The organism is Baekduia alba, from assembly GCF_028416635.1.
GTDB lineage: Bacteria > Actinomycetota > Thermoleophilia > Solirubrobacterales > Solirubrobacteraceae > Baekduia > Baekduia alba.
The window spans coordinates 2,426,703-2,451,441 of sequence record NZ_CP114013.1 but is presented as its reverse complement, the minus strand read 5'-3'; the positions used below and the strand labels follow the sequence as shown (position 1 = coordinate 2,451,441).

Sequence of the window (24,739 nt, the reverse complement as noted above, 5' to 3'; positions counted from 1 at the left end):
GAGAATCGCCCCCTGGGCGATTGCTCGCTATGGAGTCAGCGCCCTCTGGGCGATGACTCCACGTCGTCGCTCGCCAGCTCGCGCTTGAGCACCTTGCCCGTCGCGTTGCGCGGCAGCTCGTCGAGGAAGACGATCTCGCGCGGCACCTTGTAGGACGCGAGGTTGGACTTCACGTAGGCCTTGAGGTCGTCCTCGGACGCGCCGGCGCCGCCGGTCAGCACGACGAACGCGCGCAGGCGCTGGCCGAACTTCGCGTCGTCGACGCCGACCACCGCGGCCTCGTCGACCGCGTCGTGGTGGCTGAGCAGGTCCTCGACCTCGCGCGGGAAGACGTTCTCGCCGCCGCTGACGATCATCTCGTCGTCGCGACCGTCGACGAACAGGCGCCCGCCGTCGTCCATGTGGCCGACGTCGCCGGTGGACATCAGGCCGTTGATGATGGCCTTGTTCCCGCCGCCGGTGTAGCCGTCGAAGACCAGCTCGTTGCCCACGAAGATCCGGCCGGTCTCGCCGTCGCCGACCTCGTTGCCGTCGTCGTCGTACAACTTGACGATCGTCCCGAACGGCGGCCGGCCGGCGGTCCCGGGCGCGGCGCGCAGGTCGGTCGGCTGGGCGATCGTCGCCCACGCGACCTCGGTCGACCCGTACAGGTTGTAGAGGACGTCGCCGAAGCGGTCCATGACCTCGGTCGCCAGCGGGCCCGGCAGCGCGCTGCCGCTCGCCCCGATGATCTTCAGGCTGCGCAGGTCATAGCGGTCGATCGTCTCGGGCGGGAGCTCGAGGATCCGGCTGAGCATCACCGGGACGACGACGAGCGTCGTGGCCTCGTGCTGGGCGATCGCGCTGAGCGCGCCCTCGGGGTCGAAGCGGCGGCGCAGGACGAGCTGGGCGCCGAGCGCCATCCCGAGCGTGAAGTGCGCGAAGCCCCAGGAGTGGAACATCGGCGCCGCGACCATCCACGGCTCCTCGGCGCGCAGCGGGATCTTGGACAGCAGGCCGGCGGCGGGCAGCAGCGACTTGGGCTGCGAGCGGTTCGCGCCCTTCGGCGTCCCGGTCGTGCCCGAGGTGAGGATCACGACGCGGCCCTTCTCGGCCGGCGGGACGAGGTCGGCGCTGTCGCCCCGCTGGATGAGGTCCTCCAGGAGCGGGTCGCCGGCCGGCTGGGTGGGCGGGCCCGATTCCCCGTCGAACCAGGCGACGAAGCGCTTGCGGCGCTTGCCGGCGTCCTTGACGAGGTCGGCGAACTCCTCGTCGTACACGATGGCCTTAGGCTTCTCGCGCGCGCAGACGTCGGTGATCTGCGGCCCCGCGAACATCGTGTTGAGGTACAACGCGTTGGCCCCCAACTTGGAGCACGCGACGGTCGCGTCGACGAACCCGCGGTGGTTGCGGCAGAGGATCGCGACGCCGTCGCCCTCGCCGATGCCCAGGTCGCTCCACGCGTTGGCCAGCGCGTTGGTGCGCTCGTGGATCTCCCTGAAGGTCAGCGTGCCGAGCTCGTCGACGATCCCGACCTTGTCCGGGCGGCGGACGGCCGAGACGCTGTAGCCGGCGGCGGGCGTCGGCCCCCAGCGCACCATCGTCGAGGCCATGTGGACGACCTTGTCCGGTCGCATGGGCCGGATGACGCCGGCATCGGCGAGGACCTTGACGGCCTGCGCCGTGTTGCCGACCCGGTCGAGGACAGACTGCACCTGGGGCATTGAGGGGGAATATGGCACTTGCGGCTCCGCGATGGTGCGGTTCCGCACTTGACCGTTCGGTCAGGACGGCAGCTCGAGGTCGGGCGGCACGTCGCCGCGCTCGATCAGCCCGCGGATGTCGGCGGCTCTCCGTGGGTTGAGGAACACGTGGCGCTGCCCGACGCTCGGCTTCTCGGCCAGCAACCCTGAGAGCAGCAAGGCCTCGCCCACCTCGTCGGCCAGCGCGCGGTCGTTGCCGGCGAAGCCGCGGGCGAGATGCGTGAAGTCGGTGTGGTAGCCGCCCCACTTGCCCATGCCGTCGAGGCGTTGGAGGATCCGGCGGGCCACGCGGCGCGACGGGTCGGGGTCATCATGCGGACGCGTGGCCTGGGCGGGCCGGCTCGCCTCCAGCGCGGTGAGGATCGCGTCCTCGTGCTCGGCGACGGACTGCGGGTCGGCGGGCCGGCCCTGGAGCTTGGCGACCTCGAGCGCGACGTTGAGCGGGTGCGCCGGGCCGATCGGCGCCTTGAAGTCGGCGGCGTCGTCGAGGAGCGCCGGCGGGACGGCGAGCAGCTGCGCCTTGAGGCGGTCGACGGGCGCGATGTGGTCGGTGTCGAACGCGAGGGGGGCGAGCTCCGGGTCGCCGTGACCTCGTGCCGACGTGACCCTGATCGCGAGGAAGTCGTCGAAGTGGCCGGCCTCGATCCGCGTCGGACGGTCGGTGGCGTCGGCGAGGGCGCCGACGAGCGCGGCGGTGAGCAGCCAGGCGCGCTCGTCGACCGCGTCGGGATCGGCCCTCAGCCCGGGCGCGACGGGCGCGACCGCGATCAGGCCGCCGCCCTCGCGGCGCGTCTCGGCCACGGCCAGGACGACCGGATGGTCATATCCCGAACGGCTCTGCGCGAGCTCGGCGGCGCCGTGCTGCAACTCCTGTCCCAAGAGCTGGCGCAGCTGGCCGATGCGCTCGCGGGGCGCATCGGCCCCGCCCGCGTCGGCGAGGACCTGCTCGATGCCGGTCAGCGTCGGCCGCATGTGGGACGAGAGCCTATGGCGCTCGCGCGGTGGTCCGTCCGTCGCCGGCCCCAGACTGGTCGGTCCCGTATGAAGCTGGTCCACGCCGCCGACATCCATCTCGACAGCCCGATGCACGGGCTGGCCGCCTACGACACCGCGCCCGTCGCCGAGCTGCGCCTCGCGACGCGCAGCGCGTTCCGCGGGCTGGTCGACCTGTGCCTGGAGGAGGGCGCCGACGCGCTGCTGATCGGGGGCGATCTGTACGACGGCGACTGGCACGACTACGCGACGGGCGCGTTCTTCGTGCGCGAGGCCGCGCGGTTGGGCGAGGCGTCGATCCCCGTGGTCGTCGTGACGGGCAACCACGACGCGGCGTCGCGGATCACCAAGTCCCTGCGGCTGCCCGAGAACGTGCGGCTGCTCGGGGTCGACGCGCCGGAGACCGTGGTGTTGGACGCGTTGGGCCTGGCGGTCCACGGCCAGGGCTATGCGACCCCGGCTGTCATGGCGGACCTGTCGGCCGCCTATCCGGCGCCGGTGTCCGGGCTCGTCAACGTCGGGCTGCTCCACACGAGCGCCGACGGGCGCTTCGACCACGCGCCGTACGCGCCGTGCCGGGTCGACCGCCTGGCGGCGCACGGCTACGACTTCTGGGGCCTCGGGCACGTGCACGACCGCACGCTGCTGCACGCCGAGCCGCCGATCCTGTTCCCGGGATGCCTGCAGGGGCGCAACGTGCGGGAGACCGGGCCGAAGGGCGCCACGGTCGTGACGTTCGGCGCCGATGGGCTGCCGGTGCTGTCGGAGCGGGTGCTGGACGTCGTCCGCTGGGCGGTCGTGGACGTCGACGCCTCCGCGTTGGCCGACGGCGACGAGGTCGTCGTCGCCGTGGGCTCAGCGCTGTCCGACGCCGTGGCCGCGGCCGAGGGTCGGCTGCTCGCGGCGCGCGTCCGCATCGTGGGCGCCTCCAGCGCGCACGGCGCGCTGGTGCGCGACGCGCGGCGCTTCGAGTGGGACGTGCGCGGCGCGGCGGCCGAGGTCGCCGGCGAGGGCGCGTGGATCGAGAAGGTGCAGGTCCGGACGTCGGCGATCGGCGCGGTCGAGGGCGTCGCGGTCGGCGACGACGTGTTCGCCGAGCTGGCGCGCGCGGTCGGCGCCGCGTCGGAGGCCGAGCTGGGCGCCGAGCTGGAGGGGCTGGCCGGGAAGCTGCGCGGCGCGGTGGACTGGGACCCGACGTCCGAGGACGTCGTGCGCGAGCTGCTGGACGACGTCGCGCGCGATCTGCCGGCGCTGCTGCTGGACGGAGGCGCGGCGTGATCCGCATCGCGCGCCTGGACCTCGAGCGGTGGGGGCACTTCGACGGGCGCTCGCTGCCGTTCGCCCCGGCCGGCTCGCTGCACGTGGTCTTCGGCGCCAACGAAGCCGGCAAGTCGACGACGCGGCGCGCAGTCAGCGCGCTGCTGTTCGGCGTGCCGGCGCGGACGCGGGACACGTTCGGGCGGCCGGGCGCCGACCTGCGCGTCGGCGCGCTGCTGGAGCTCGACGGCGTGCCCGTCGAGGTCGTGCGCCGCAAGGGTCTCAAGAACACGTTGTTGGACGGCGCCGGCGAGGTGCTCGATCCGGCCGGGCTGGCGGGCGCGCTCGGCGGCCTGACGGGCGACGTCCACGCCGGCCTGTTCGAGATCACCCACGACTCGCTCGTCGAGGGCGGTCAGGAGCTGCTCGCGGGTCGCGGCGCGGTCGGCGAGTCGCTGTTCGCGGCGGCGGCCGGCACGGCGCGGCTGCACGCGCTGCTGCGCCGGCTCGAGGCCGACGCGGACACGCTCTTCTCCACGCGTCCCTCGAAGAAGGAGCTCAACCTGCTCCTGGCGCGACACGCCGAGGTGCGGGCGCTGCTGCGCGACGTCGGGCTGCGGCCGCCGCGCTACGAGGGGCTGCAGCGCGAGCGGGCGGACCTCGAGGCGGCGTTCGCGGTCGCCGGCACGGCGCTGGAGGAGACCGAGCGCGAGCGCTCCCGGCTGGAGCGCCTGCGCGGCGCGGCGCCGATCGCCGGCCAGCGCGCGACGCTCGCGGCCGAGCTGGAGGCCCTCGGCGACGTGCCGGCGCTCAGCTCCGATGCCCCGGCGCGCCGGATGGCCGCGACCGAACGTCGCGCCCACGCGCGCACCAACGCCTCCGCGGCCTCCCGCGAGCTCTCGCGCCACCGCGCCCGCGCCTCCGAGCTGGCGGTCGACGACGCCTTCCTGCCCGCGCTCGACGCGCTCGAGACGCTCCACACGACCGCGTCGGCGGTGGCCGCCGACGCAGCGCGCCACGACGAGCTGTCGACGACCGCGGCGGCGCTGTCGGCGCGCCTGGACGGCGCCCGCGCGGCGCTGGGCGCGGCGCTGCGCGAGCCGGCGGGCGGGGAGCGCGCGGCTGCCTCGGACGAGGGCGCCTTCGCGCCCACCGACGCCTCCGCGCCCGGCGATGCGTCCGCCCACGGCGTGACCTCCGCGTCGGGCGGAGCCTCCGCGGCCGGCGACTCCTCCACGTCGGACGGAGCCTCCCCCGTCCCGCGCCTGGCCCTCGACGCCGACGCGCGCGACCGCCTCGAGGCCTGCCTCCAGGCGCGCGGCGGCGTCACGGAGGCCGCGACCTCCGCCCGCGCGGCCGCCGAGGACGCGCGCCGCGCCGTGGAGCGCGCCGAGCGCGACGCCGCCGCGGCCCCAGCCGTTGGCAATGACCTTGCCTTGACCGCCGCCCTGCGCGCGGCCCGCCGCGCCGGCGACGTGGACGAGCAGGTCGCTCGCGGCCGGGCGGAGGAGCGCGCCGCCCTCACCGCGGCCGATCGTGCCGCCGGCGGCGACGCCGCCGCGCTCGCCGCGATCCCGGTCCCCGACCGTGAGACGCTCCAAGACCTCCTCGGCGCCATCGTCGAGGCAGAGCGGATCGGTGCGGAGCTGGAGACGGAGGCGATCGCGATCGCCGACCGCGTCCACCTCCTCGCCGCCCAGCGCGACGACCTCGGCGCCGACGCCCCGGTCCTCGACGCCTCCGCGCTCGCGGCCGCCCGCACGGCCCGCGACGACTCGTGGGCCAAGGTCCGCGCGGGGCTCTCGGCTCCGCTGGAGGCCGAGGAGGCCGAGCAGCTCGCCGTCGAGCACGAGCACACGACGACCGAGGCCGACGACATCGCCGACGAGCGCCTCCGCCACGCGGAGGACGTCTCACGCCTGGCCGACATCGAGCGCGACCTCGCCAAGCTCGGTCGCGACGAGGCCGAGCTGGCTCACCGCCGCGAGCGCCACGACGCCGTCGCGGCCCGTGCCGCCGACGCCTGGTCGGCGGCCTGGTCGCCGGCCGCCGACGCGGCACCGTCCCCGGCCGCCGCCGGCGCCTGGCTCGCCCAGCGCGACACCGCCCTCGACCATCTCGCGGCCGCGACCCGCGCGGCCGAGCAGGCCGAGGCCGGCGAACGGCTGCGGGCCGAGCACGCCTCCGCGCTGCGCTCGGCGCTCGTCGACCCTGCCGACCCCGACCTCCCGCTGGCCACGCTCGTCGAGCTCGCCGACGTGCGGCTCGAGACGCTGCGCGCCGAGGCCGACCAGGCCACCCGCGCCGCCGAGGCGCTCACCCGCGCCGAGGCCGAGCTCGAGGACGCCGAGACCGCGCTGACCCGCGCGGACACACGGCTCGCCGACTGGACCACGAGCTGGACGTCGCTCCGCGACGCCTGCGGCCTTGCCGCCACGCTCGCGCCCGACGCGGCGCTCGGCGCGCTGCGCTCCCTCGAGCAGGCCGCGCGCGACCAGGAGCGGCTCGGCGCGCTGACCGCCGACCGCGACGCCATCGTCGCCCGCCGCCGCGCGTTCGAGGCCGCGGTCGCCGAGCACGTGACGGCGCGCGCCCCCGACCTCGCAGAGCGCCCCGCCGTCGCCGCGGCACAGGAGCTGCATCGCCGCGCGACCGCCGTGCGCGCGGCCGCCGCCGAGCGCGACACGCTCTCGACGACCATCGCCGACCTCGCGGCCGACCACGCCGAGCAGGTCGCGATCGTCGCCGAGGCCGACGAGGAGCTCGCCGCGCTGCGCGCGGCGGCCGGCGCCGAGAGCGACGCCGCGCTCGTCCAGCGCGAGCAGCAGAGCGCGCGTGCTGACGCGCTGCGCGCCGAGATCGCGCGCCTGGACGGCGACCTCGCCCGCGCCGGCGGCGCGCCCGCCGGCGAGGTCGCCCGGGCCGTCGCCGACCTCGACGCCGACGTCGCCGCGGTGCGCGCCGGGGATCTCGAGGCGCTCGCGTCCCGCCAGCGCGACGAGCGCGACGACGCCGGCCGCGCGCTGACCCGCGCACGCGACGAGCTCGCCCGCCTGGAGCGCTCCGACGAGGCCGCGCAGGCGCGGCAGGAGGCCGCGACGCTGGAGGCCCAGATCCGCGAGGTCGCCGAGCGCTACGCGCGTGCGCGCCTCGCCCAGCGTGTCCTGCGCGACGCGATCGCCGGCTACCGCAGCGCCCACGAGGGCCCGCTGCTCGCCCGCGCCAACGAGCTGTTCCCGGCGCTGACCTGCGAGCGCTTCGCGCGGCTGGAGACCGACGTCGACGATCGCGACGAGGACGTCCTGATCGCGATCACGGCCGACGGCTCCCGCCGCCGCGTCGAGGAGCTCAGCGACGGCACCCGCGAGCAGCTCTTCCTCGCCCTCCGCCTCGCGGCGATCGAGCGCCACGTCGCCACCGCCCAGCCGGTTCCGGTCCTCTTCGACGACGTCCTCCTGGAGTCCGACGACGAGCGCGCCGACCGCATCCTCACCGCGCTCGCCGAGCTGGCGACCCACACCCAGGTCATCCTCCTCACCCACCACCACCACCTCGTCGAGATCGCCCGATCCACGATCCCGGCAGACCGCCTCGACCTGATCGAGCTGACCGCCGACACCACGTCGGCCGCGCCGGCGCGGGAGCGCGCCGAGATCGTCGCCACCGCCGCCGAGCCGCTGACCGCCACCGCCACCGCCACCGCCGCGACTGCCGAGCCCGTGCCCGTCGCCACCACCACCGCCGAGCCGCTCACCCCCGCCGCCACCGCGCAGCGCGACGCGGCGCCGGCGACCGCCGAGGACCCAGCGCCCTCCGAGCCCGCCGTCCCGGCGCTCGACGCCGACGACGAGCCCGAGCCCGACGGCGACGAGCCCACCCCCACGCTGGCCGAGGAGCTCGCCGCGCTCGCCGGGCACGCGGTGCACGAGTCGCCCTACGGCGAGCAGACCAGCTTGTTGTAGGCGTCGCCCGGCCCGGGCGACGCCGTGCGGCGTGCGCCCTCTACGCCGCGGCCGTCGACAGCCCGAAGCGCACGCCGGTCAGCTCCTCGCTGACGTCCCACAGCCGCCGGGCGTCCTCCTCGCTCTGCGCGGCCTTCGCCCGGCCGACCACCTTCGGGTGACCGCGCTGCTCCATGAAGCCGTCCGGGCCGACGAACGCGTCGCCCGGGATCTCCTGGGTGGCCGCGTACAGCGTCGGCAGCGCGCCCATCTCGTCGCTCTGCGCCAACAGGCGGTTGCCGAGCGTCGACATCAGCACGTGCTGCACCCGGCTGCCGGTGTGGTCCTGGAGATGCGTGTTGGCATAGCCCGGATGCGCCGCGACGGCGCGCACGCCGGAGCCGGCCTCGGTCAGCCGGCGCTGCAGCTCCGTCGTGAACAGCAGGTTGGACAACTTGGTCTGCCCGTACACGCGCCAGCGGTCGTAGCGCCGGCGCTCCCAGTTGAGGTCGTCGAAGGACATCCGGCCGAAGCGATGCGCCCCCGACGAGACCGTCACGACGCGGTCGCGCACCTGCCCGAGCAGCAGGTTCGTCAGCGCGAAGTGGCCGAGGTGGTTGGTCCCGAACTGCAACTCGAAGCCGTCGGCCGTCTTGCCCTGCGGCACGGCCATGATGCCGGCGTTGTTGATGAGGACGTCGAGGTCGCCGGTCCAGTCGTCGGCGAACGCGCGCACCGAGTCCAGCGAGGCGAGATCCAGCGGCCGCACCTCCCACGACCCCGTGAACCGCTCCGCGACGCCCTGGCCCTTGGCGACGTCGCGTACCGCCAACACGACGTTCGCGCCCGCCCGGGCGAGCTCCCGCGCGGTCACGGCCCCCAGGCCGCTGGAGGCTCCGGTGACGACGATCGTGCGCCCGGCCAGATCGGGGAGGTCCGCGGCGGTCCACTTGGAGGAAGACATGGACGCGAATGTAGACGGCGCCGACAAAGGTGTCAATGACAACAATGCTGTCAGCGTCTACTCGGCGAGGTACGATCCATCGCGTGACGACCGTCGCGCGGCCCTACCACCACGGCAACCTCCGCGAGGCGCTGCTGCGCGCGGGCGAGCAGGCGCTCGAGAGCGGCGGCGCCCAGACGCTGTCGCTGCGCGAGCTGGCCCGCGACGTCGGGGTCAGCCACGCCGCGCCCCGGCGCCACTTCGCCGACAAGCAGGCCCTGCTCGACGCGCTCGCCCAGAACGGCTTCGAGCAGCTCGGCGCGATCCTCGCGACCGCCGTCGCGGACGCCGGCCCGGACTTCGACGCCCGCCTCCTCAGCCTCGGCCGCGCCTACATCGCCTACGCGACCGCGCACCCGGCGCTCGTCGAGCTGATGTTCGCCAGCAAGCACCAGGCCGGCGCGCCCGCCGAGCTGACCGAGGCCGGCGAGCGCGCGTTCGCCCCCGCCCTCGGCGCGGTCGCCGAGGGCCAGGCCGCGGGCGCGATCGTCGCCGGCGACCCGCACCGCGTCGCCATCGTCGCCTTCGCCGCCCTTCAGGGCCTCGTCGCGCTCGCCAACAACGGCATGCTCGGCGACGACCCGCTCGACGACCTGATCGAGGACGCCGTCCGGCGCCTCCTGCTCGGCCTCCGCCCCCGCGCCTAGCCCCTAATCCCGGCCCGCCGCCTGGACGAGCAGGGCGATCTGGACGCGGTTGTCGACGTCGAGCTTGGCCAGGAGCTTGGAGACGTGGGCCTTCACGGTCGCGACGCTCATGTGGAGCTCGGTCGCGATCTCGGCGTTCGCCCGGCCCTCGCCGACCGCCAGCGCGACCTCGTGCTCGCGCGCGCTGAGCGTCGCGAGCTGGGTCCGTGCCCGGTCCTGACGCGCGGCGGCCTCGCCGTCGCCGGCCACGAGCGAGATCAGCTGGCGGGCGACCGTCGGCGACAGCATCGCGTCGCCGGCGTGCACGGTCTCGATCGCCCGGACGATCTCCGTCGGCGGCGTGTCCTTCAACAGGAACCCGGCGGCGCCCGCCTGCAGCGCGCGCAGGACGAGCTCGTCGGCGTCGAACGTCGTGAGCACGACGACGGCCGGCGCGTCGGGCTGGTCGCGGACCAACCTGGTGGCCTCGATGCCGTCGACCTGGGGCATGCGCAAGTCCATCAACACGACATCGGGCCGGTGGCGATCCAGCGCCGCCAGGACGCCGCGGCCGTCGTCGGCCTCGCCCACCACGTCGATCCCGTCCGCGCCCGACAACATCATCTTGAGCCCGGAGCGCACCAGCGCGTCGTCGTCGACCAACACCACGCGGATGCTCACGCGCCCGCCACCCATGGCAGCGCCGCTCGCAACACGAAGTCGCCGCCGGGCTCCGGCCCGTGCTCCAGCGTGCCGCCGGCCAGCGCGACGCGCTCGCGCAGCCCGAAGAGCCCCGTCCCGGCGCCGGGCGGGACGTCCCCGCGCCGCGCCGCGACCACCCCGACCGGTCGCCGGCTCACCACCGACACCACCAGGTTGCCGTCGCGCGCCCCCACCGCGACCTCGACCGCGGCCGCCGGCGCGTGCTTGCGGGCGTTGGTCAGCCCCTCCTGCACGATCCGGTACGCCGTGCGCCCGAGCGCCGGCGCGAGGTCGACCCCATCGGGAACGTCGATCCGCAACGCGACCCGCGCGCCCGCCGTCCGCGACTCCTCGACCAGCGCCGGGATCTCGGCGAGCGTCGGCTGCGGCGGCTCCGTCGCCCGCTCGCCAGGCCCCGCCCACGGCCGCGCCCCGTCGGGCGACGGCGCGCCGCTCGCGGCGACCAGTCCCGAACCCGTCGCGGCCGCGTCGCCGTCCTCGCCCTCGGCGTCCGGCTCGCGCAGCACCCCGATGACGTCGCGCAGCTCCTGCAGCGCCGCGTGCGCCGCGCCGCGCACGACCCCCGCCGCCTCGGCGATCTCGTCGGGCGGCGCGTCCGGCCGGAACTCCAGCGCGCCCGCGTGCACGCTCAGCAGCGACAGGCGATGGGCCAGGACGTCGTGCATCTCGCGCGCGATCCGGCGCCGCTCGGCATCGCGCGCCTGCTCCTCGTACAGCCGCCGCTCGGTCGCCATCCGCGCCGCGCGCTCGTGCAGCGACGACACGAGATCGCGCTGCGCCCGCGCGAACAGGCCCCAGCCGACCGCGACCGTGGTCAGCAGGACGCCGACGAACAGCCCCGACCAGTCGTAGCCGTGAGCGTTGCCGTAGGCCAGCGCGGACACCGCCGCGCACGCGATCCCGAAGAGCATGACGCCGATCAGCGGCCGGACCTCCATCCGCAGCGCGGCGTTGAAGCACGCCGCCAGCGCGGCGGCGGCGGCCAGGGCCGAGAACGCCGACAGCGCGATCACCAGCACGGCGACCTCCGTCGGCCGCCGGCGCCGGAACCACAGCGCCACGAACGCGACCACGCCGCAGGCGACGTCGAGCGCGAGCGTCGGGTCCGAGCGGTAGTCCCGGGTCGACGCCAGGATCACGATCCCGAACCCGATCGAGAAGGCGTACATCAACGCGTCGACGACCCAGTCGCGCGGCGTGCGGCGCCCGTCGGACTCCGCCAGCACCGCCGCCGGGAGCAGGAGCCGCTGCCATGGGGAGACGCCGTCGGTCATGACCACCACCCAGCCTAGACAAGCGCCACCGCGCCGCACCCCCTACCGAAGTCGATGCACGCACCGACCCCGGTCGCGGACACGACAGCCTCGCGACGGTCGCGCCGCGCCGGCCGAACCACGATGCTGCTGACCATGATCGAGTCCCACGGCCTCACGAAGCGCCTCGGCGGACGCACCGTCGTCTCCGACGTCAGCTTCGCCTGCGCACCCGGAACCGTCACCGGCTTCCTCGGCCCCAACGGCGCCGGCAAGACCACCACCATGCGCATGTTGTGCGGGTTGTCGGAGCCCGACGCCGGACACGCGACCATCCTCGACACCAACTACCGCGCGCTCCCCAACCCCGGCCGCCGCGTCGGGATCCTGCTCGACGCCGGCGCCCAGCACGGCGGCCGCCGCGGCCAGGAGGCCCTCACGATCTCCGCCCTGACGATGGGCGCCGACCCGGCCCGCGTCCCCGAGCTCCTGGACCGCGTCGGACTCGAGAAGCGCGCCGCGCGCCAGCGCGTCAAGCAGTACTCGCTGGGCATGCGCCAGCGCCTCGGCATCGCCAACGCGCTGATCGGCGACCCGGAGGTCCTGATCCTCGACGAGCCCGCCAACGGCCTGGACCCGGAGGGCATGCGCTGGATGCGCGGCCTGCTGCGCGACTTCGCCGACCGCGGCGGCACCGTCCTGCTCTCCTCGCACCTCCTGCACGAGGTCGAGGCGGTCGCCGACCAGCTGCTGATCATCGGCAAGGGCAAGATCATGGCCAAGGGCACGCGCGACGAGCTGCTGGCCGGCGCCGGGACCCTCGTCCGCGCCGCCGACGACCAGGACGGCCTCCTGCAGTCGGCGCTGGACGCGGCGAGCCTCACGGCGCGCGCCCACCCCGACGGCGGCTTCATCGTCGACGCCGAGCCCGAGCAGGTCGGGCGCGCCGCCCTCGACGGCCGCGTCGCGCTCAGCCGCCTCGGCCCGTCGGAGTCCGCCGGCCTCGAGCAGCTCTTCTTCGACCTCACCAGCGACGCCGCGGCGGACCCCTCCGGCGCGGGCGCACCCGACGCAAGCCAGCCCGACCTCCAGGAGACCGCACGATGAGCACCGCCGCCGCCACCTACGACGCCGGCCGCGACCACCGGCCCGGCTTCGCGCAGCTGACCAAGGTCGAGCTGCGCAAGATGTATGACACGCGCGCCGGCTTCTGGCTGCTCATCTCCGGCCTCCTGCTGACGCTCGCGACGGCGCTGATCACGGTCCTCACCGGCAGCGACGACTCGCACAACCTCGGCAACATCTTCAACAACTGCTCGCAGGCCATCAACGTGCTCCTGCCGGTCGTCGGCATCCTGCTGGTGACCTCGGAGTGGTCGCAGCGCACCGCGCTGCTGACGTTCACGATGGTGCCCCAGCGCGGGCGCGTGCTCGTCGCGAAGATCGCCGCGAGCATGGTGCTGTCGGTCGTCGCCGTGGTCGTCGCGCTCGCCCTCTCCGCCGTCTGCACCGCGATCAACCCCGCGGCGGTCGACGCCTGGCACCTCGACGGCGGCATCCTCGGCCAGACCGTGGTCTTCACGGTGTTGTCGATGCTGGGCGGCGTCGGCCTCGGCGCGGCGATCCTGGTCTCGGCGCCGGCGATCGTCGCCCTCTTCGTCCTCGGCCTGGCCTACAGCGCGATCACGCACCTGATCGGCGGCCTCGACGGCCTGGCGAACTGGACCGACCAGAGCGAGACGTTCGCCGACCTCACCGACCACGCGCTCTCCGGGCACGAGTGGGCGCAGGTCGCGACGACCGCGCTGCTGTGGTGCGCGCTGCCGCTGGCGATCGGCGCCTACCGCTTCATCCGCGGCGAGATCCGCTAGCTACCGCCGGGCGAAGCCGTCCAGGTCGCCGCGCGGGTGGACGTCGGAAGTCTCGACGCCCTCGACCCGCGCGTGCGACGGGCCCTCGCCCACCGCGCGCTCGACGGCGACGACGTCGTCCGGCGCGCCCTGCAGCCAGACGTCGACCGTGCCGTCCGCGCGGTTCTCCGCCCACCCCATGACTCCCCGCGCGCGAGCGCGATCCTGCACCCAGCCGCGGTAGTTGACGCCCTGGACGCGCCCGCGCACCACCAGGCGCCGGGCGATCACGCGGCCAAGGCCTCCGAGAACGCGCGCACCGCATCAGCACCGCGTACGGCGAACACGACGCGCTCCAGCCCGGACCCCGGCCCGGCCAGCAGATGCCGGCGCACCTCGCCGACCTCGATCGCGGCCGCCTCGTCCAGCGGGAACCCGCCGACGCCCGTCCCGAACGCGACCAGCGCCAGCGACGTCGCCCCGAGCTCCTCCGCCGCGGCGAGGGTCGCCGCCGTGCAGCGTCGCACGATGTCGGCGGACGTCGGCCCGCCGAGCTCCATCGTGGCCGCGTGGATGACCCACCGCGACGGCATCGCGCCCGCCGAGGTCGCCACCGCGGCGCCCAGCTCCACCGGCGCCGCCGCGCGGCTCTCCTCGTCGATCACGGACCCGCCGGCCCGCGAGATCGCACCGGCCACGCCGCCACCGTGCAGCAGCCGCGTGTTGGCCGCGTTGGCGATCGCGTCGACCGCCAGCGTCGTGATGTCGGTGTCCAGGACCTCGATCGAAGGCACCCGACGAAGCTACCCGACGCGGCGAGTTCGGCCCCCTGGGCCGACACCCGCGATGGAAGCGGACTGATCGCGGCCCTCTGGGCCGCAGGATCAGGCTGCTTCCACCGACTCCTCTTCCTTGCCCTGCAGCCGCTCGCGACCGCGGCGGACCGCGGCGATGAACTTGGACAAGTTCACTTCAAGGGTGTTCAGGATCTCGTCGGCGTAGTCCTCGGCGCCCAGGCGGATCTCCCGCTCGCGGGCCCGCGCGTCCTCGACGATCTCCTCGGCGGCGCGCTCGGCTTCGCGCGTCACCTCCTGGTCGGAGACGAGCTCCTCCTGCTTGCGCACGGCGTCCTTGACGATGCGCTCGGCCTCGCGCTTGGCCTCGGCGAGCATCTCCTGACGCTCCTTGACGATCCACCGCGCCTGCTTGATCTCCTCAGGGATGGTCGCGCGCATCTGATCCAAGATGTCGTAGATCTGCTCGCGATCCACCCGCACCTCGTCGGTGAGAGGGACCTTCTTGGCGTTGTGGACAAGGTCGTCGAGCTTGTCAATGAGGACCAGGACGTCCATGGCTAAGCGTCTTTCTTCATCGGGTGAGCTCTTCCTTCAGGCGACGGGCGACGCGCTCCGGGACGAGGCTGTCGATGTCACCGCCGAACGTGGCGAGCTCCTTGACTCCGCTGGAGCTGAGGAAACTGTACTGCGGGCTGGCCATCAGGTAGAGCGTGTCGACGTCCGGCGCCTGCATGCGGTTCAGCTGCCCCATCTCCAATTCGTACTCGAAGTCGGAGATGGCGCGCAGTCCCTTGACGATCGTTCGGGCCCCAATCGACCTTGCGAAGTCGACGACCAGCACGCTGAACGGCTCGGCCCGGACGTTGCCGAGGTGCGCCGTGGCCTCCTCGATGAACGACACGCGCTCCTCGATCCCGAAGATCGGCTCGTTCTTGCGGACGGACACGTTGACCACGGCGACGACGACCTCGTCGAACTGCGCCGAGGTGCGTCCGATGATGTCGAGGTGCCCGTTGGTGATCGGGTCGTAGCTGCCTGGACAGACAGCGATGCGCTTCTCGTCGGTCATGCCTTATGGATGCGAAGGAGGGTGTCGCCGTAGCGGCGTTCGAACGTCGTGCTCAGGCCCGGGAGGTCGAGCGGCGTGCGCCGGTCGCTCTCCCCGACCACGCGCGCGGCGGGAGCGAGGATCGGAAGCAGCGAGTCCGCCAGATCCGGTCCGAGCCCGGTCGCGAGCCGGTACGGGGGGTCAAGGAAGACGAGATCGTATGACTCGCCCGCCTCGCGTGCGTCGCGCAGGGCCCGCAGCGCGTCGCGGCGCCGCACCTTGGCGCGATCGGAGCCGAGATCCAGCGTCGTGAGGTTGTCCCGGATCGTGGCCGCCGCGCGGGCGTCGTCGTCGACCAGGACCGCATGCGCGGCGCCGCGCGACAGCGCCTCGATCGCCAACGCGCCAGATCCCGCGAACAGATCGAGGACGCGGGCGTCGTCGATCGGCCCCAGCGCGCTGAACAGCGCCTCGCGGACGCGGTCCGACGTCGGACGCGTGTCCTTGCCGGCGGGCGCCTGGAAGCGGCGGCCGCCCAGCGCGCCGGCGACGACTCTCACGCGGCCACCGGCGCGGCCTCGGCCCGCGCGACTTCGGCGCGCAGCAGCGCGTGCTCGGGCGCATCGAGGTGCGGATCGCGCTCCAGCAGCTCCTCGGCCGTGGCGAACGCCGCCTCCAGCACGGCCGCGTCGTCGGGCAGCCGCGCGAAGCGGAAGCGGGCCATGCCCGACTGACGCGTGCCGGTCAGCTCGCCCTCGCCGCGCAGCTCGAGGTCGATCTCGGCGAGCCGGAAGCCATCGCCGTTCAGCGCCAGCGCCTGCAGCCGCTTGGACTCGCGCGGGCCGAAGAGCAGGCACAGCGACGCGTGCTCGCCGCGGCCGACGCGCCCGCGCAGCTGGTGCAGCTGGGAGATCCCGTAGCGGTCGGCGTCCTCGACGAGCATGATCGTGGCGTTGGGGACGTCGATCCCGACCTCGATCACGGTCGTGGCGACCAGGACGTCGGCCGTGCCGGCCGCGAAGCGCTCCATCGCCGCCTGCTTCTCGGCCGGGCGCATCTGGCCGTGCAGCAGGACGACCTCGAAGTCCTTGAGCTCGCCGGTCTTCAGCCGCTCGTGCTCGGCGGTCGCGGCACGCGCGTTCAGGGCCTCGGACTCGCTGACCAGCGGGCAGACCACGAACGCCTGCCGGCCCGCGCGCAGCTCCTCGCGGATGCGCTCGTAGGCGCGGTGGCGCTCGGCGTCGGTGGAGCAGACGTGCGTCGTGATCGGCTGACGGCCGCGCGGCAGCTCGCGCAGCGCCGTGACGTCCAGCGCGCCGAAGTTCGCCAGGCGCAGCGTGCGCGGGATCGGCGTCGCGGTCATGTGCAGCAGGTGCGGGACGAGCCCGGACGGCGCCTTGGCGTCCAGCGCGGCGCGCTGGCGGACGCCGAAGCGATGCTGCTCGTCGACCACCGCGACCATCAGGTCGGCGAACGCGACGTCGTCCTCGATCAGCGCGTGCGTGCCGACGACGAGCTTGAGCTCGCCGGAGCCCAGCCGGCTGAGGATCTCGCGCCGGCGCGCCGTGGTCGTCGACCCGGTCAGCAGCGCGGCGGAGATCATCGAGCCCGGCATCAGCGTCTGCAGCGTCGCGAAGTGCTGCTCGGCCAGCGTCTCGGTGGGCGCCATCAGCGCGGCCTGGCCGCCGTGCTCGACCGCGCGCAACATGGTGTGCAACGCGACGACGGTCTTGCCGGAGCCGACCTCGCCCATCAGCAGCCGCTGCATCGGGCGCTCGCGCGCGAGGTCGGCGTCGACGTCGGCCATCGCGTCGACCTGGTCGCCGGTCGGCGTGAACGGCAGCAGCTCGTCGCGCCACCGCGCGCTGACGGTCGGCGGCTGCGCCAGCGGCGCGGCGAAGATGTCGGCGCGGCGCTCGCGGCGCAGGCGCAGCTGGACGATCTGGTCGACGAGCAGCTCGTCGAAGGCCAGGCGCCGGCGTCCCGCGTCGTGGTCCGGACCGAAGTGCGCGGCGGCCAGCGCGGTCGCCCGGTCCGGCAGGCGCTGGCGCAGCCGCAGCGCCACGGGCAGCGGGTCGGTCGCGTCGTAGACGCCGGCGCGGTGCTCCTGGACGAGCGCCAGGATCTGGGTCGAGTTGATGCCCTTGGTCGCCGGGTACTGCGCGGCCTCGCTGCCCACCGCCGCGACGGCGTCGGTCTTGGCGTGGGCGTTGACCCGGAACCGGTTCTGGCCCTGGTACTTGCCGGACAGCATCAGCCGCGTCGGTGGCGCGTACTGCGCGCTCAGCCACGGCTGGTTGAAGAACGTGGCCTTCATGACCCCGGTGCCGTCGGTGACCGTCGCCTCGACCAGCGGCTTCATCCCCCGCCGGCGCACCGGGCGCGAGGTGATGGACTTGACCTCGACCAGGACGGTGGCGACCTCGTCGATCGCCAGCTCGGCGATCGTCCGGGCCTCGCCCGTGGCGCGCGGCAGGTGCGCGAGCAGGTCGCCGATCGTCTCCAGGCCCAGCGCCTCGGCGCCGCCCGCGGCGGTCGGGTTCTTGATGACCAACGGCTGCGCCAGCCGGGACGGGCGCGGCGTGCGCGCAGGGGCGTCCCACAGCTCCTGCGCCGTCAGCTCGCGCGCCTCGGCGAAGGCGAGCGGCGGCGTGAGGCCGGGCCCGAACGCTGGCGCTGGCGCGTCGCTCACGGCCACCTACTCAGCGGCGAGCAGCCACCACCAGGACGGCTGGCCGCCGTCCTCGAGCTCGAGCTCCACGCCCGAGGGCGCCAGCGCCGCCACCGCGTCGCCGTCCAACGGGGCGCCTTCGCCCTCGATGCACGTGACGAGCTCGGCGTCGGCGGAGAGCTGGCCGAGGACGATCTCCAGCGTCTTGGCGGGCTCGCCCCAGGCGACGAGGTCGTCGCCGACGTAGCCCACGGCGTCGCCGATGGTGAACCTGCCGTCGGGATCCTGACGCGCAGCGGGCGCGACGCCGCCGGTCCGGACGGCGTCCAGCGCCTCCTGCATCGCCGCGGCGTTGGCGTCGGCGGAGCGGTCGGCGTTGAGCGCGAAGGCGGCGGACAGGCCGGCCTGCTGCGAGCGGGACCCGACGACGCGCACGGCCTTGTCCGACAGCTCGGCGGCGCGCTCGGCGGCCATGAAGACGTTGGGGCTGTTGGGCAGGACCACGACCTCCTCGGCGGGCACGTCGTGGATGCCGGCCAGGATCTCCATCGTCGACGGGTTGAGCGTCGGGCCGCCGTCGAGCACGCGCGCGCCGAGGCTCTCGAACAGCGCGACGAGGCCGGCGCCGGTGGCGACGGCCAGCGCGCCGCAGGTCTGGGTCGGGACGACGGCGGCGGCGCCCGGGCCGGCGCCGTTGCCGTCGGAGCCGACGGCCGCCAGGCGCGTCTCGCGCTCGGTGACCTGCGCGTGCATGTCGGCGACGTCGAGGCGGCTGACCTCGCCGGCGCCGGCGAAGACGTGCGTGGCCTGCTCGGGCTCGTCGGTGTGGACGTGGACCTTGAGCGTCGCGTCGTCGCCGACGACGAGCACCGAGTCGCCGATCGCCTCCAGCGCGGGCACGTACCGCGACGCCTCCAGGCCCGTGCCGGTGACCGCGAAGTTGGTGCAGTACCGATAGGTCTCGGAGGCGTGCTCGGGATGCGTGATCCGCGCGGGCGCGTAGTGCTGCAGCTCGGGCGCCTCGGTGCCGCGCAGGGCGGCGACGATCCCGGCGAAGATGATGATGACGCCGTAGCCGCCGGCGTCGACGACGCCCGCCTCGCGCAGCGCCGGCAGCAGCTCGGGGCCGCGCTTGACGCTCGCCTCGCCCGCGATGATCGCGCGCTCCAGCGCGGCGGCGATCAGCAGGTTCTGCTGCTGGGGATCGGCGGCGGAGGCGAGACGGCGGTGCTCCTCGGGCAGGTGCGCGAGGTCGTGGGCGATCGAGGTCGCCATGTCGCGCATGACCGTGAGCATCGTGCCCTCGGCGGGCGCGCGGACCGACGCGTAGGCGCGCTGGGCGGCGGTCGCGAAGGCGGCGCCGAGCAGCGTCGGGTCGACGAGCTCGCCGGGGCGGGAGACCAGCTCCTCCGCGGCGCCGCGGATCAGCTGGGAGAGGATGACGCCGCTGTTGCCGCGCGCGCCGAGGAGCGCCGCGCGGGCGACCGACTGGACGATCTCGTCGCGGCCGATCTCGTCGATCGAGCGGTTGCCGGCCTCGGCCTCCAGGCGGTCGAGCTCGGTCAGCACGGCGCGCAGCGTGAGCGCCATGTTGTCGCCCGTGTCGCCGTCGGCGACCGGGAAGACGTTGAGGTCGTTGATCTCCTCGCGGCGCGACTCCAGGTGCGCGAGCGCGCCCTGGACCGCCACGCGGAAGCGGACGAGACTCGGGTCGGACACGAGAGCGACCGTAGCGGGTCCGCCGGCCGACAGGCGCCCGCGCGGAGCGCCGCCGAGCGGACGGCGCCGCTAGACGGCCTTGCTGACCTTGCCGGCCTTGAGGCAGCGCGTGCAGACGTACACGCGACGCGGGGCGGCGCCCACGAAGATCCGGACCTTCTGCAGGTTCGGATCGAAGCGACGCTTGGTAGCGCGCATCGAGTGGCTGCGGCTCTGACCGAAAGCGGGACCGCGCCCGCAGCTGTGACAAACCTTCGACATTCGGCCGCGCAGTGTAGCGGAGCCCGCGCGGAGGCGACCTGCGGGTCGGAGCTCGCGACATTCGACACGTGGTGCGGGCCTTTCGTGGCGATGGTCCAGTCCCGTGTCGCGCCTCGGTGGCTAGGGTAAGCGGACCTCGATGCCCGCCCTTTCGCAGCAGGTCGACCTGCCTCCGCGCTATCGGGTCGTGCGCCACATCGCCAACGGCGGCATGGCCACGGTCTGGGCCGCCGAGGACTCGGTGCTGGAGCGCCTGGTCGCGGTGAAGGTGCTCGCGGCGGGCTACGCGGTCGACCAGGCGGCGCGCCGGCGCTTCACGCGTGAGGCGCGCGCGGCGGCACGGGTCAGCGACCACCCCAACGTGGTCACGATCTTCGACATCGGCGAGATGTCCTCGCCGCCCGCGCAGGCCTTCATCGTCATGGAGCACTTCGCGGGCGGGACGGTCGCCGACCGGCTGCGCGCCGGCGACGTCGTGCCGGCGCCGCTGGCGCTGCGCTGGCTGAGCGAGACCGCGTCGGCGCTGGACGCCGCGCATGCGGCCGACATCGTCCATCGCGACGTCAAGCCGGGCAACCTGCTGCTGGACGAGAACGGCCGCCTCGCGGTCGGGGACTTCGGGATCGCGTCGCTGGCGGGCGAGACGGCCGTGACGGCGGCCGGCCAGGTGCTCGGCACCGCGGCCTACCTGTCGCCCGAGCAGGCGCGCGGCCACGCCGCGACGCCGGCATCGGATCGCTACTCGCTGGCGGTCGTCGCCTACGAGCTGTTGTGCGGCAAGCGCCCGTTCGCGGGCGACACGCCGATGGCGCAGGCGCGTGCGCGCGTCGAGCAGGACCCGGCGACGCTGACCGGCCACTGCATCGCGGCCGAGGAGCCGCTGCGCTGGGGGCTGTCGCGCGATCCGGCCGGCCGGCCCGCGACCGCCGCGGCGTTCGTCGCGGAGCTGGCGCGCGCGCTGGGGTCGGCCGGCGAGCCGACGCGGGTGACGAAGGTGATGGCGCCGGCACCGGCGCCGCGGTTCGCGCGCAACCGCGCGCCCGAGGTGTTCCCGGACGCGACGGCCGGGCGCCCGCCGATCGCGGTGCCGGTCCCCGCGGCCGAGGCCGGCGCGGTCCGCGAGCGACCGCGCGATCCGGTCGCGCGCCAGCGCCATCCGCACCGCAGGGCCTTCATGTTGGCCGCGCTGGCCGCGGGCTGCGTGGTGATCGGCGCGGGCGCCGCGCTGATCAGCGACGACGGCCGCGGCACCGGCAAGGGCGGCACCGCCCCGCGGGCCACGGCGTCCAAGTCGCAGGGCGTGCCGACCGGCGGGATCCGGCAGCGCGCAGCCGCGTCCGCGACCACCGCCGCCCCCGACGCCTCGACGCCGCCACCGGCCGCCTCGTCGACGCCTGCGCCCACGACGCCGTCCGCCGGCGATCCCCGCTCGGCCGTCGACATCAACAACGCCGGCTACAAGATGCTGCCGGGCGACGCGCAGGGCGCGGTGCCGCTGTTGCAGTCCGCCGTCGACAAGTTCCGCGCCCAGGGCGACACCAAGTCCATCAACTACGCGTTCTCCCTGTACAACCTCGGCTGGGCCCTACGCCTGGCCGGCCGCCCCGCCGACGCGATCCCGTACCTGCAGGAGCGCCTCCGGATCTCCGACTACAAGCGCGGGATCGTCGAGAAGGAGCTCGCGACCGCCCAGTCCGCCGCCGGCGTGCCGGCGACGGGCGCGAGCGCGAAGGGCCACGGCAAGGCGAAGGGCAAGGCCAAGCACGACAAGGGCGCCGCCGGGCCGGGCGGCCTGCTGGGCTCCGGCGACTGAGCGCACCACGCGCCCGCGTCGTCCTCGTCCTCCCCGCCTCGAACGCCGCGCCGCTTGGGGTCCTTGGGGTCGAGCCACCGCGCCGGCGGCTTCACGTAGGCGAACGCGACGCAGACCACCGCCGCGAACGCGGGTTCGCCACCGAGCCTCAGGTCGCGGCCCGATCGACCGGGACATCCCAGTCACGTCGACCAACATCCCCACGCCGAGCGAGGTGGGGCCTCCGCCTACGGAGGACCGGCGGCAGCGAAACCGCCTCGACCGCGATGGCGGCGCCGAACAGCGTCGGGCGCGTCTGCTGCGCCGCTACCGTTCCGCCGGCTCTCGCGGCGGCGTCCGCTCCGGCGTGTGCGCCGGGCGGCGGGCGGGCTTTGGGTAGCCCTCGCGGATGCGGCCGGGTTCGCGGAGGCGGACGGCGGCGGGCGATGCGTCGGGCAGGGGGACACCGGAGCCGGAAGGCGTGGGGTCCGGTTCCGGGGGCTCGAAGGAGGGGCCGGGGCCGTCGTCGTCGCGGGGCCAGAGCGTGCCACGCCAGTCGATCGTCTCCCCGTCGAGGAGCACCATCACCAGGACGATGGCGCCGAGGATGTGGACGACGAGCGTCAGCAGGATCGCGACGACTTCGAGGGTCACAGGGCTGAGCGTACCGAGGGCGGGCAGCGCCGTGGCGCCGAGCGTCAGGCTGCGGTCGCGCCGCTGCCCAGCGTCTTCTTGACCTCGAGCAGCGCGAGCACGGCCTCGGCGGCGTGGCGCCCCGAGTCCCGCTTGTCGCCGCCCGAGCGCGCGAGCGCCTGGGCCTGCGAGTCGACGGTCAGCACGCCGAACGAGCACGGCACGCCGGTCTCCAGCTGCACGTCCATGATCCCCCGCGCGCTCTCGCCGCAGACGTAGTCGTAGTGCGACGTCTCGCCGCGGATCACCGCGCCGAGGCACACCACGCCCGCGTAGCGCCCCGTCTCCGCCGCGAACTTCGCCGCCAACGGCAGCTCGTAGGCGCCCGGGACGTCGAAGACGTCGACCGCGTCAGCGGCGACGCCGGCCTCCGCGAGGACCGCCGACGCGCCCGCGACCAGCCGCGCCGCGAGATCCTCGTAGAACCGGCCCACGCAGATCGCGAACCTCACGACGCGTCCTCGCCCTTCTCCTTCTCGGCGGCGGCGTCGTGCACGTGCTCGTCGTGCAGCATCTGCTCGTCCAACGGGAGCCCTTGATGGTGCAGCGTGTGCCCCATCCGCTCCGCCTTGGTCCGCAGGTAGGCCTCGTTGTGCTTGTTCGGCGCGTGCGCGATCGGGACCTGGTCGGTCACCCGCAGCCCGTAGCCCTCCAACCCGCGGATCTTCTTGGGGTTGTTGGTCAGGATCCGGATGGACGACAGCCCGAGGTCGGCCAGGATCTGCGCGCCGATGCCGTAGTCGCGCAGGTCGGCCGGCAGGCCCAGCTGGAGGTTGGCGTCGACCGTGTCGTAGCCCTCCTCCTGCAGCTTGTAGGCCTTCAGCTTGTTGAGCAGCCCGATGCCGCGCCCCTCCTGGGCCAGGTACAGCAGGACGCCCTCGCCCTCGGCCTCAATCATCGACAGCGCGGACTCCAGCTGCTCGCCGCAGTCGCAGCGCAGCGAGTGGAAGACGTCGCCCGTGAGGCACTCGGAGTGCACCCGGACCAGCACGTCCTCCTTGCCGGCCACATCGCCCTTGACGAGCGCGACGTGGTGCTTGTCGTCGACCAGCGAGCGGTAGCCGAAGACCGTGAAGTCGCCGAAGCCCGTCGGCATCGAGGTCGACACGACGCGCTCGACGAGCTTGTCGTGCCGGCGCCGGTAGGCGATCAGATCGGCGATCGTGATCATCTTGAAGCCGTGCTTGTGGCAGTAGGCGGCGAGGTCGCCGACACGCGCCATCGAGCCGTCCTCGTTCTGCACTTCGCAGATCACGCCCGCCGGCGTCACGCCCGCCAGCCGCGCCAGGTCCACGGACGCCTCCGTGTGGCCCGTGCGCTCCAGGACGCCGCCCTCGCGCGCCTTCAGCGGGTGGACGTGGCCCGGGACCACGATGTCGGCCTTGCCCTTGCCCGGGTCGACGGCCGTGCGGATCGTCGTCGCCTGGTCGGCGGTCGAGATCCCGGTCGTCACGCCCTCGCGCGCCTCGATCGTCACGGTGAACGGCGTCTCGTGCGCGGACTCGTTCTTCAAGGACATCAGCTCGAGCCCGAGGTCGTCGCAGCGCTCAGGCGTCAGCGTCAGGCAGATCCAGCCGCCCGCCTGGCGCGTCATGAAGTTGATGTCGTCGGCCGTGACGAACTCCGCCGCCATGACGACGTCGCCCTCGTTCTCGCGGTCCTCGTCGTCGACGACCACGATCATCTTGCCGGCGGCGATGTCCTCCAGCGCCTCCTCGATCGTCGAGAACTGGACCTCGTCGCGCGTCACCTCGCCAGAGGACTTCATCGCGTGTGCGCTCCCATCAACTTCTCCACGTACTTGGCCACGACGTCGACCTCCAGGTTGACGGTGCGGGCGGGTGGGTCCATCGTCAGGCCGCCCAGGTTCGTCCGTTCCAGCGTCTCGGGGATCAGCGACACGTCGAACGTCGTGTCGTCCACCCGCGACACCGTGAGGCTGACGCCGTCGACGGCGATCGAGCCCTTCTCCACCACGTAGCGCAGCAGCTCGTTCGGAGCCTCGACGGTGACCACGCGCGCGAAGCCGTCGTCGGCGATGGCGCCGACGACGCCGACGCCGTCGACGTGGCCCTGCATGATGTGGCCGCCCAGGCGCGCGTCGGCGCGCAGCGCCAGCTCCAGGTTCACGCGCGAGCCCTGCGCGATCTCGCCCAGCGACGAGCGGCGCAGGGACTCCAACATGACGTCGAAGCCGAAGCGGTCGCCCTCGATCGCCGTCGCCGTCAGGCACACGCCGTTGACCGCGACGCTGTCGCCCTCGCCGATCTGCGGCGCGAGCTTGGACTCCACGGTCAGCACCGCGCCGTCGCCCGTCCGGTCGACCGCGACGACCACGCCAAGATCTTCAACAAGTCCGGTGAACATCAA

Annotated in this window: 23 protein-coding genes; 6 read left to right on the top strand and 17 right to left on the bottom strand. The window is 74.2% G+C overall.

The annotated features are described in order from the left end of the window. Positions 1-35: 35 nt before the first annotated feature. On the bottom strand, positions 36-1,703 hold the full coding sequence (locus DSM104299_RS12245; protein WP_432419767.1) for an acyl-CoA synthetase: 1,668 nt from the start codon (positions 1,701-1,703) through the stop codon (positions 36-38). Between the two features lie 60 nt (positions 1,704-1,763). Then, the gene (locus tag DSM104299_RS12240) at positions 1,764-2,714 is read right to left on the bottom strand and encodes a hypothetical protein (RefSeq protein ID WP_272477593.1); all 951 of its coding nucleotides are present in this window, start codon (positions 2,712-2,714) and stop codon (positions 1,764-1,766) included. Between the two features lie 69 nt (positions 2,715-2,783). On the opposite strand from DSM104299_RS12240, the gene DSM104299_RS12235 reads away from it, so the two are divergent. Both DSM104299_RS12235 and DSM104299_RS12230 read left to right on the top strand, forming a co-directional pair. Next, positions 2,784-4,013, top strand: a complete 1,230-nt coding sequence (locus DSM104299_RS12235; RefSeq protein WP_272477592.1) for a metallophosphoesterase family protein — start codon at positions 2,784-2,786, stop codon at positions 4,011-4,013. Further along, positions 4,010-7,954 (top strand): AAA family ATPase, encoded by a 3,945-nt coding sequence (locus DSM104299_RS12230; protein ID WP_272477591.1) that lies wholly within the window; start codon positions 4,010-4,012, stop codon positions 7,952-7,954. The genes DSM104299_RS12235 and DSM104299_RS12230 overlap by 4 nt, the downstream gene beginning before the upstream one ends. A gap of 40 nt (positions 7,955-7,994) precedes the next feature. Here the strand turns inward: DSM104299_RS12230 and DSM104299_RS12225 are convergent, their stop codons facing one another. After that, a complete protein-coding gene (locus tag DSM104299_RS12225) occupies positions 7,995-8,897 on the bottom strand; it encodes an oxidoreductase (protein WP_272477590.1) in 903 nt (300 codons plus the stop codon). A gap of 83 nt (positions 8,898-8,980) precedes the next feature. On the opposite strand from DSM104299_RS12225, the gene DSM104299_RS12220 reads away from it, so the two are divergent. Further along, entirely contained in the window at positions 8,981-9,583 is a 603-nt protein-coding gene (locus tag DSM104299_RS12220; RefSeq protein ID WP_272477589.1) for a TetR/AcrR family transcriptional regulator, read from the top strand. Between the two features lie 3 nt (positions 9,584-9,586). On the opposite strand, the gene DSM104299_RS12215 is transcribed toward DSM104299_RS12220, so the two are convergent. Further along, positions 9,587-10,258: a response regulator transcription factor gene (locus tag DSM104299_RS12215; protein ID WP_349294509.1), complete on the bottom strand. Its 672-nt coding sequence runs from the start codon at positions 10,256-10,258 to the stop codon at positions 9,587-9,589. Beyond that, positions 10,240-11,559: a sensor histidine kinase gene (locus DSM104299_RS12210; protein WP_272477587.1), complete on the bottom strand. Its 1,320-nt coding sequence runs from the start codon at positions 11,557-11,559 to the stop codon at positions 10,240-10,242. The genes DSM104299_RS12215 and DSM104299_RS12210 overlap by 19 nt, the downstream gene beginning before the upstream one ends. A 135-nt stretch (positions 11,560-11,694) precedes the next feature. Here DSM104299_RS12210 and DSM104299_RS12205 point away from each other — a divergent pair, with 135 nt between their 5' ends. Further along, a complete protein-coding gene (locus DSM104299_RS12205; RefSeq protein ID WP_272477586.1) occupies positions 11,695-12,645 on the top strand; it encodes an ABC transporter ATP-binding protein in 951 nt (316 codons plus the stop codon). Further along, a complete protein-coding gene (locus DSM104299_RS12200) occupies positions 12,642-13,409 on the top strand; it encodes a hypothetical protein (RefSeq protein WP_272477585.1) in 768 nt (255 codons plus the stop codon). Before DSM104299_RS12205 ends, DSM104299_RS12200 begins: the two co-directional genes overlap by 4 nt. Here DSM104299_RS12200 and DSM104299_RS12195 read toward each other — a convergent pair whose 3' ends face one another. From DSM104299_RS12195 to rpmB, 8 genes are all read right to left on the bottom strand, one after another. Next, on the bottom strand, positions 13,410-13,679 hold the full coding sequence (locus DSM104299_RS12195; protein ID WP_272477584.1) for an acylphosphatase: 270 nt from the start codon (positions 13,677-13,679) through the stop codon (positions 13,410-13,412). Beyond that, positions 13,676-14,182: a macro domain-containing protein gene (locus tag DSM104299_RS12190; RefSeq protein WP_272477583.1), complete on the bottom strand. Its 507-nt coding sequence runs from the start codon at positions 14,180-14,182 to the stop codon at positions 13,676-13,678. The genes DSM104299_RS12195 and DSM104299_RS12190 overlap by 4 nt, the downstream gene beginning before the upstream one ends. Positions 14,183-14,272: 90 nt before the next feature. Next, a complete protein-coding gene (locus tag DSM104299_RS12185) occupies positions 14,273-14,740 on the bottom strand; it encodes a hypothetical protein (RefSeq protein WP_028075061.1) in 468 nt (155 codons plus the stop codon). 16 nt (positions 14,741-14,756) lie between these two features. Then, the gene (gene coaD, locus DSM104299_RS12180) at positions 14,757-15,254 is read right to left on the bottom strand and encodes a pantetheine-phosphate adenylyltransferase (RefSeq protein ID WP_272477582.1); all 498 of its coding nucleotides are present in this window, start codon (positions 15,252-15,254) and stop codon (positions 14,757-14,759) included. Beyond that, positions 15,251-15,793, bottom strand: coding sequence for a 16S rRNA (guanine(966)-N(2))-methyltransferase RsmD (gene rsmD / locus DSM104299_RS12175; protein ID WP_272477581.1), 543 nt, complete (start codon positions 15,791-15,793; stop codon positions 15,251-15,253). The genes coaD and rsmD overlap by 4 nt, the downstream gene beginning before the upstream one ends. Continuing rightward, the gene (locus DSM104299_RS12170; protein WP_272477580.1) at positions 15,790-17,925 is read right to left on the bottom strand and encodes an ATP-dependent DNA helicase RecG; all 2,136 of its coding nucleotides are present in this window, start codon (positions 17,923-17,925) and stop codon (positions 15,790-15,792) included. The genes rsmD and DSM104299_RS12170 overlap by 4 nt, the downstream gene beginning before the upstream one ends. Positions 17,926-17,931: 6 nt before the next feature. Continuing rightward, a complete protein-coding gene (locus DSM104299_RS12165) occupies positions 17,932-19,623 on the bottom strand; it encodes a DAK2 domain-containing protein (RefSeq protein ID WP_272477579.1) in 1,692 nt (563 codons plus the stop codon). A gap of 69 nt (positions 19,624-19,692) precedes the next feature. After that, a complete protein-coding gene (gene rpmB, locus DSM104299_RS12160; protein WP_272477578.1) occupies positions 19,693-19,884 on the bottom strand; it encodes a 50S ribosomal protein L28 in 192 nt (63 codons plus the stop codon). 139 nt (positions 19,885-20,023) lie between these two features. On the opposite strand from rpmB, the gene DSM104299_RS12155 reads away from it, so the two are divergent. Beyond that, positions 20,024-21,697, top strand: a complete 1,674-nt coding sequence (locus DSM104299_RS12155) for a protein kinase domain-containing protein (protein WP_272477577.1) — start codon at positions 20,024-20,026, stop codon at positions 21,695-21,697. A gap of 306 nt (positions 21,698-22,003) precedes the next feature. Here the strand turns inward: DSM104299_RS12155 and DSM104299_RS12150 are convergent, their stop codons facing one another. From DSM104299_RS12150 to DSM104299_RS12135, 4 genes are read right to left on the bottom strand one after another with little or no spacing between them, the layout of a single operon-like run. After that, the gene (locus DSM104299_RS12150) at positions 22,004-22,330 is read right to left on the bottom strand and encodes a hypothetical protein (RefSeq protein WP_272477576.1); all 327 of its coding nucleotides are present in this window, start codon (positions 22,328-22,330) and stop codon (positions 22,004-22,006) included. Between the two features lie 44 nt (positions 22,331-22,374). Next, on the bottom strand, positions 22,375-22,821 hold the full coding sequence (gene ribH, locus DSM104299_RS12145) for a 6,7-dimethyl-8-ribityllumazine synthase (protein ID WP_272477575.1): 447 nt from the start codon (positions 22,819-22,821) through the stop codon (positions 22,375-22,377). Then, positions 22,818-24,137, bottom strand: coding sequence for a bifunctional 3,4-dihydroxy-2-butanone-4-phosphate synthase/GTP cyclohydrolase II (locus DSM104299_RS12140; RefSeq protein ID WP_272477574.1), 1,320 nt, complete (start codon positions 24,135-24,137; stop codon positions 22,818-22,820). The genes ribH and DSM104299_RS12140 overlap by 4 nt, the downstream gene beginning before the upstream one ends. Beyond that, complete coding sequence (locus DSM104299_RS12135) at positions 24,134-24,736, bottom strand: riboflavin synthase (RefSeq protein ID WP_349294508.1); 603 nt, start codon at positions 24,734-24,736, stop codon at positions 24,134-24,136. The genes DSM104299_RS12140 and DSM104299_RS12135 overlap by 4 nt, the downstream gene beginning before the upstream one ends. Between the last annotated feature and the right edge of the window lie 3 nt (positions 24,737-24,739).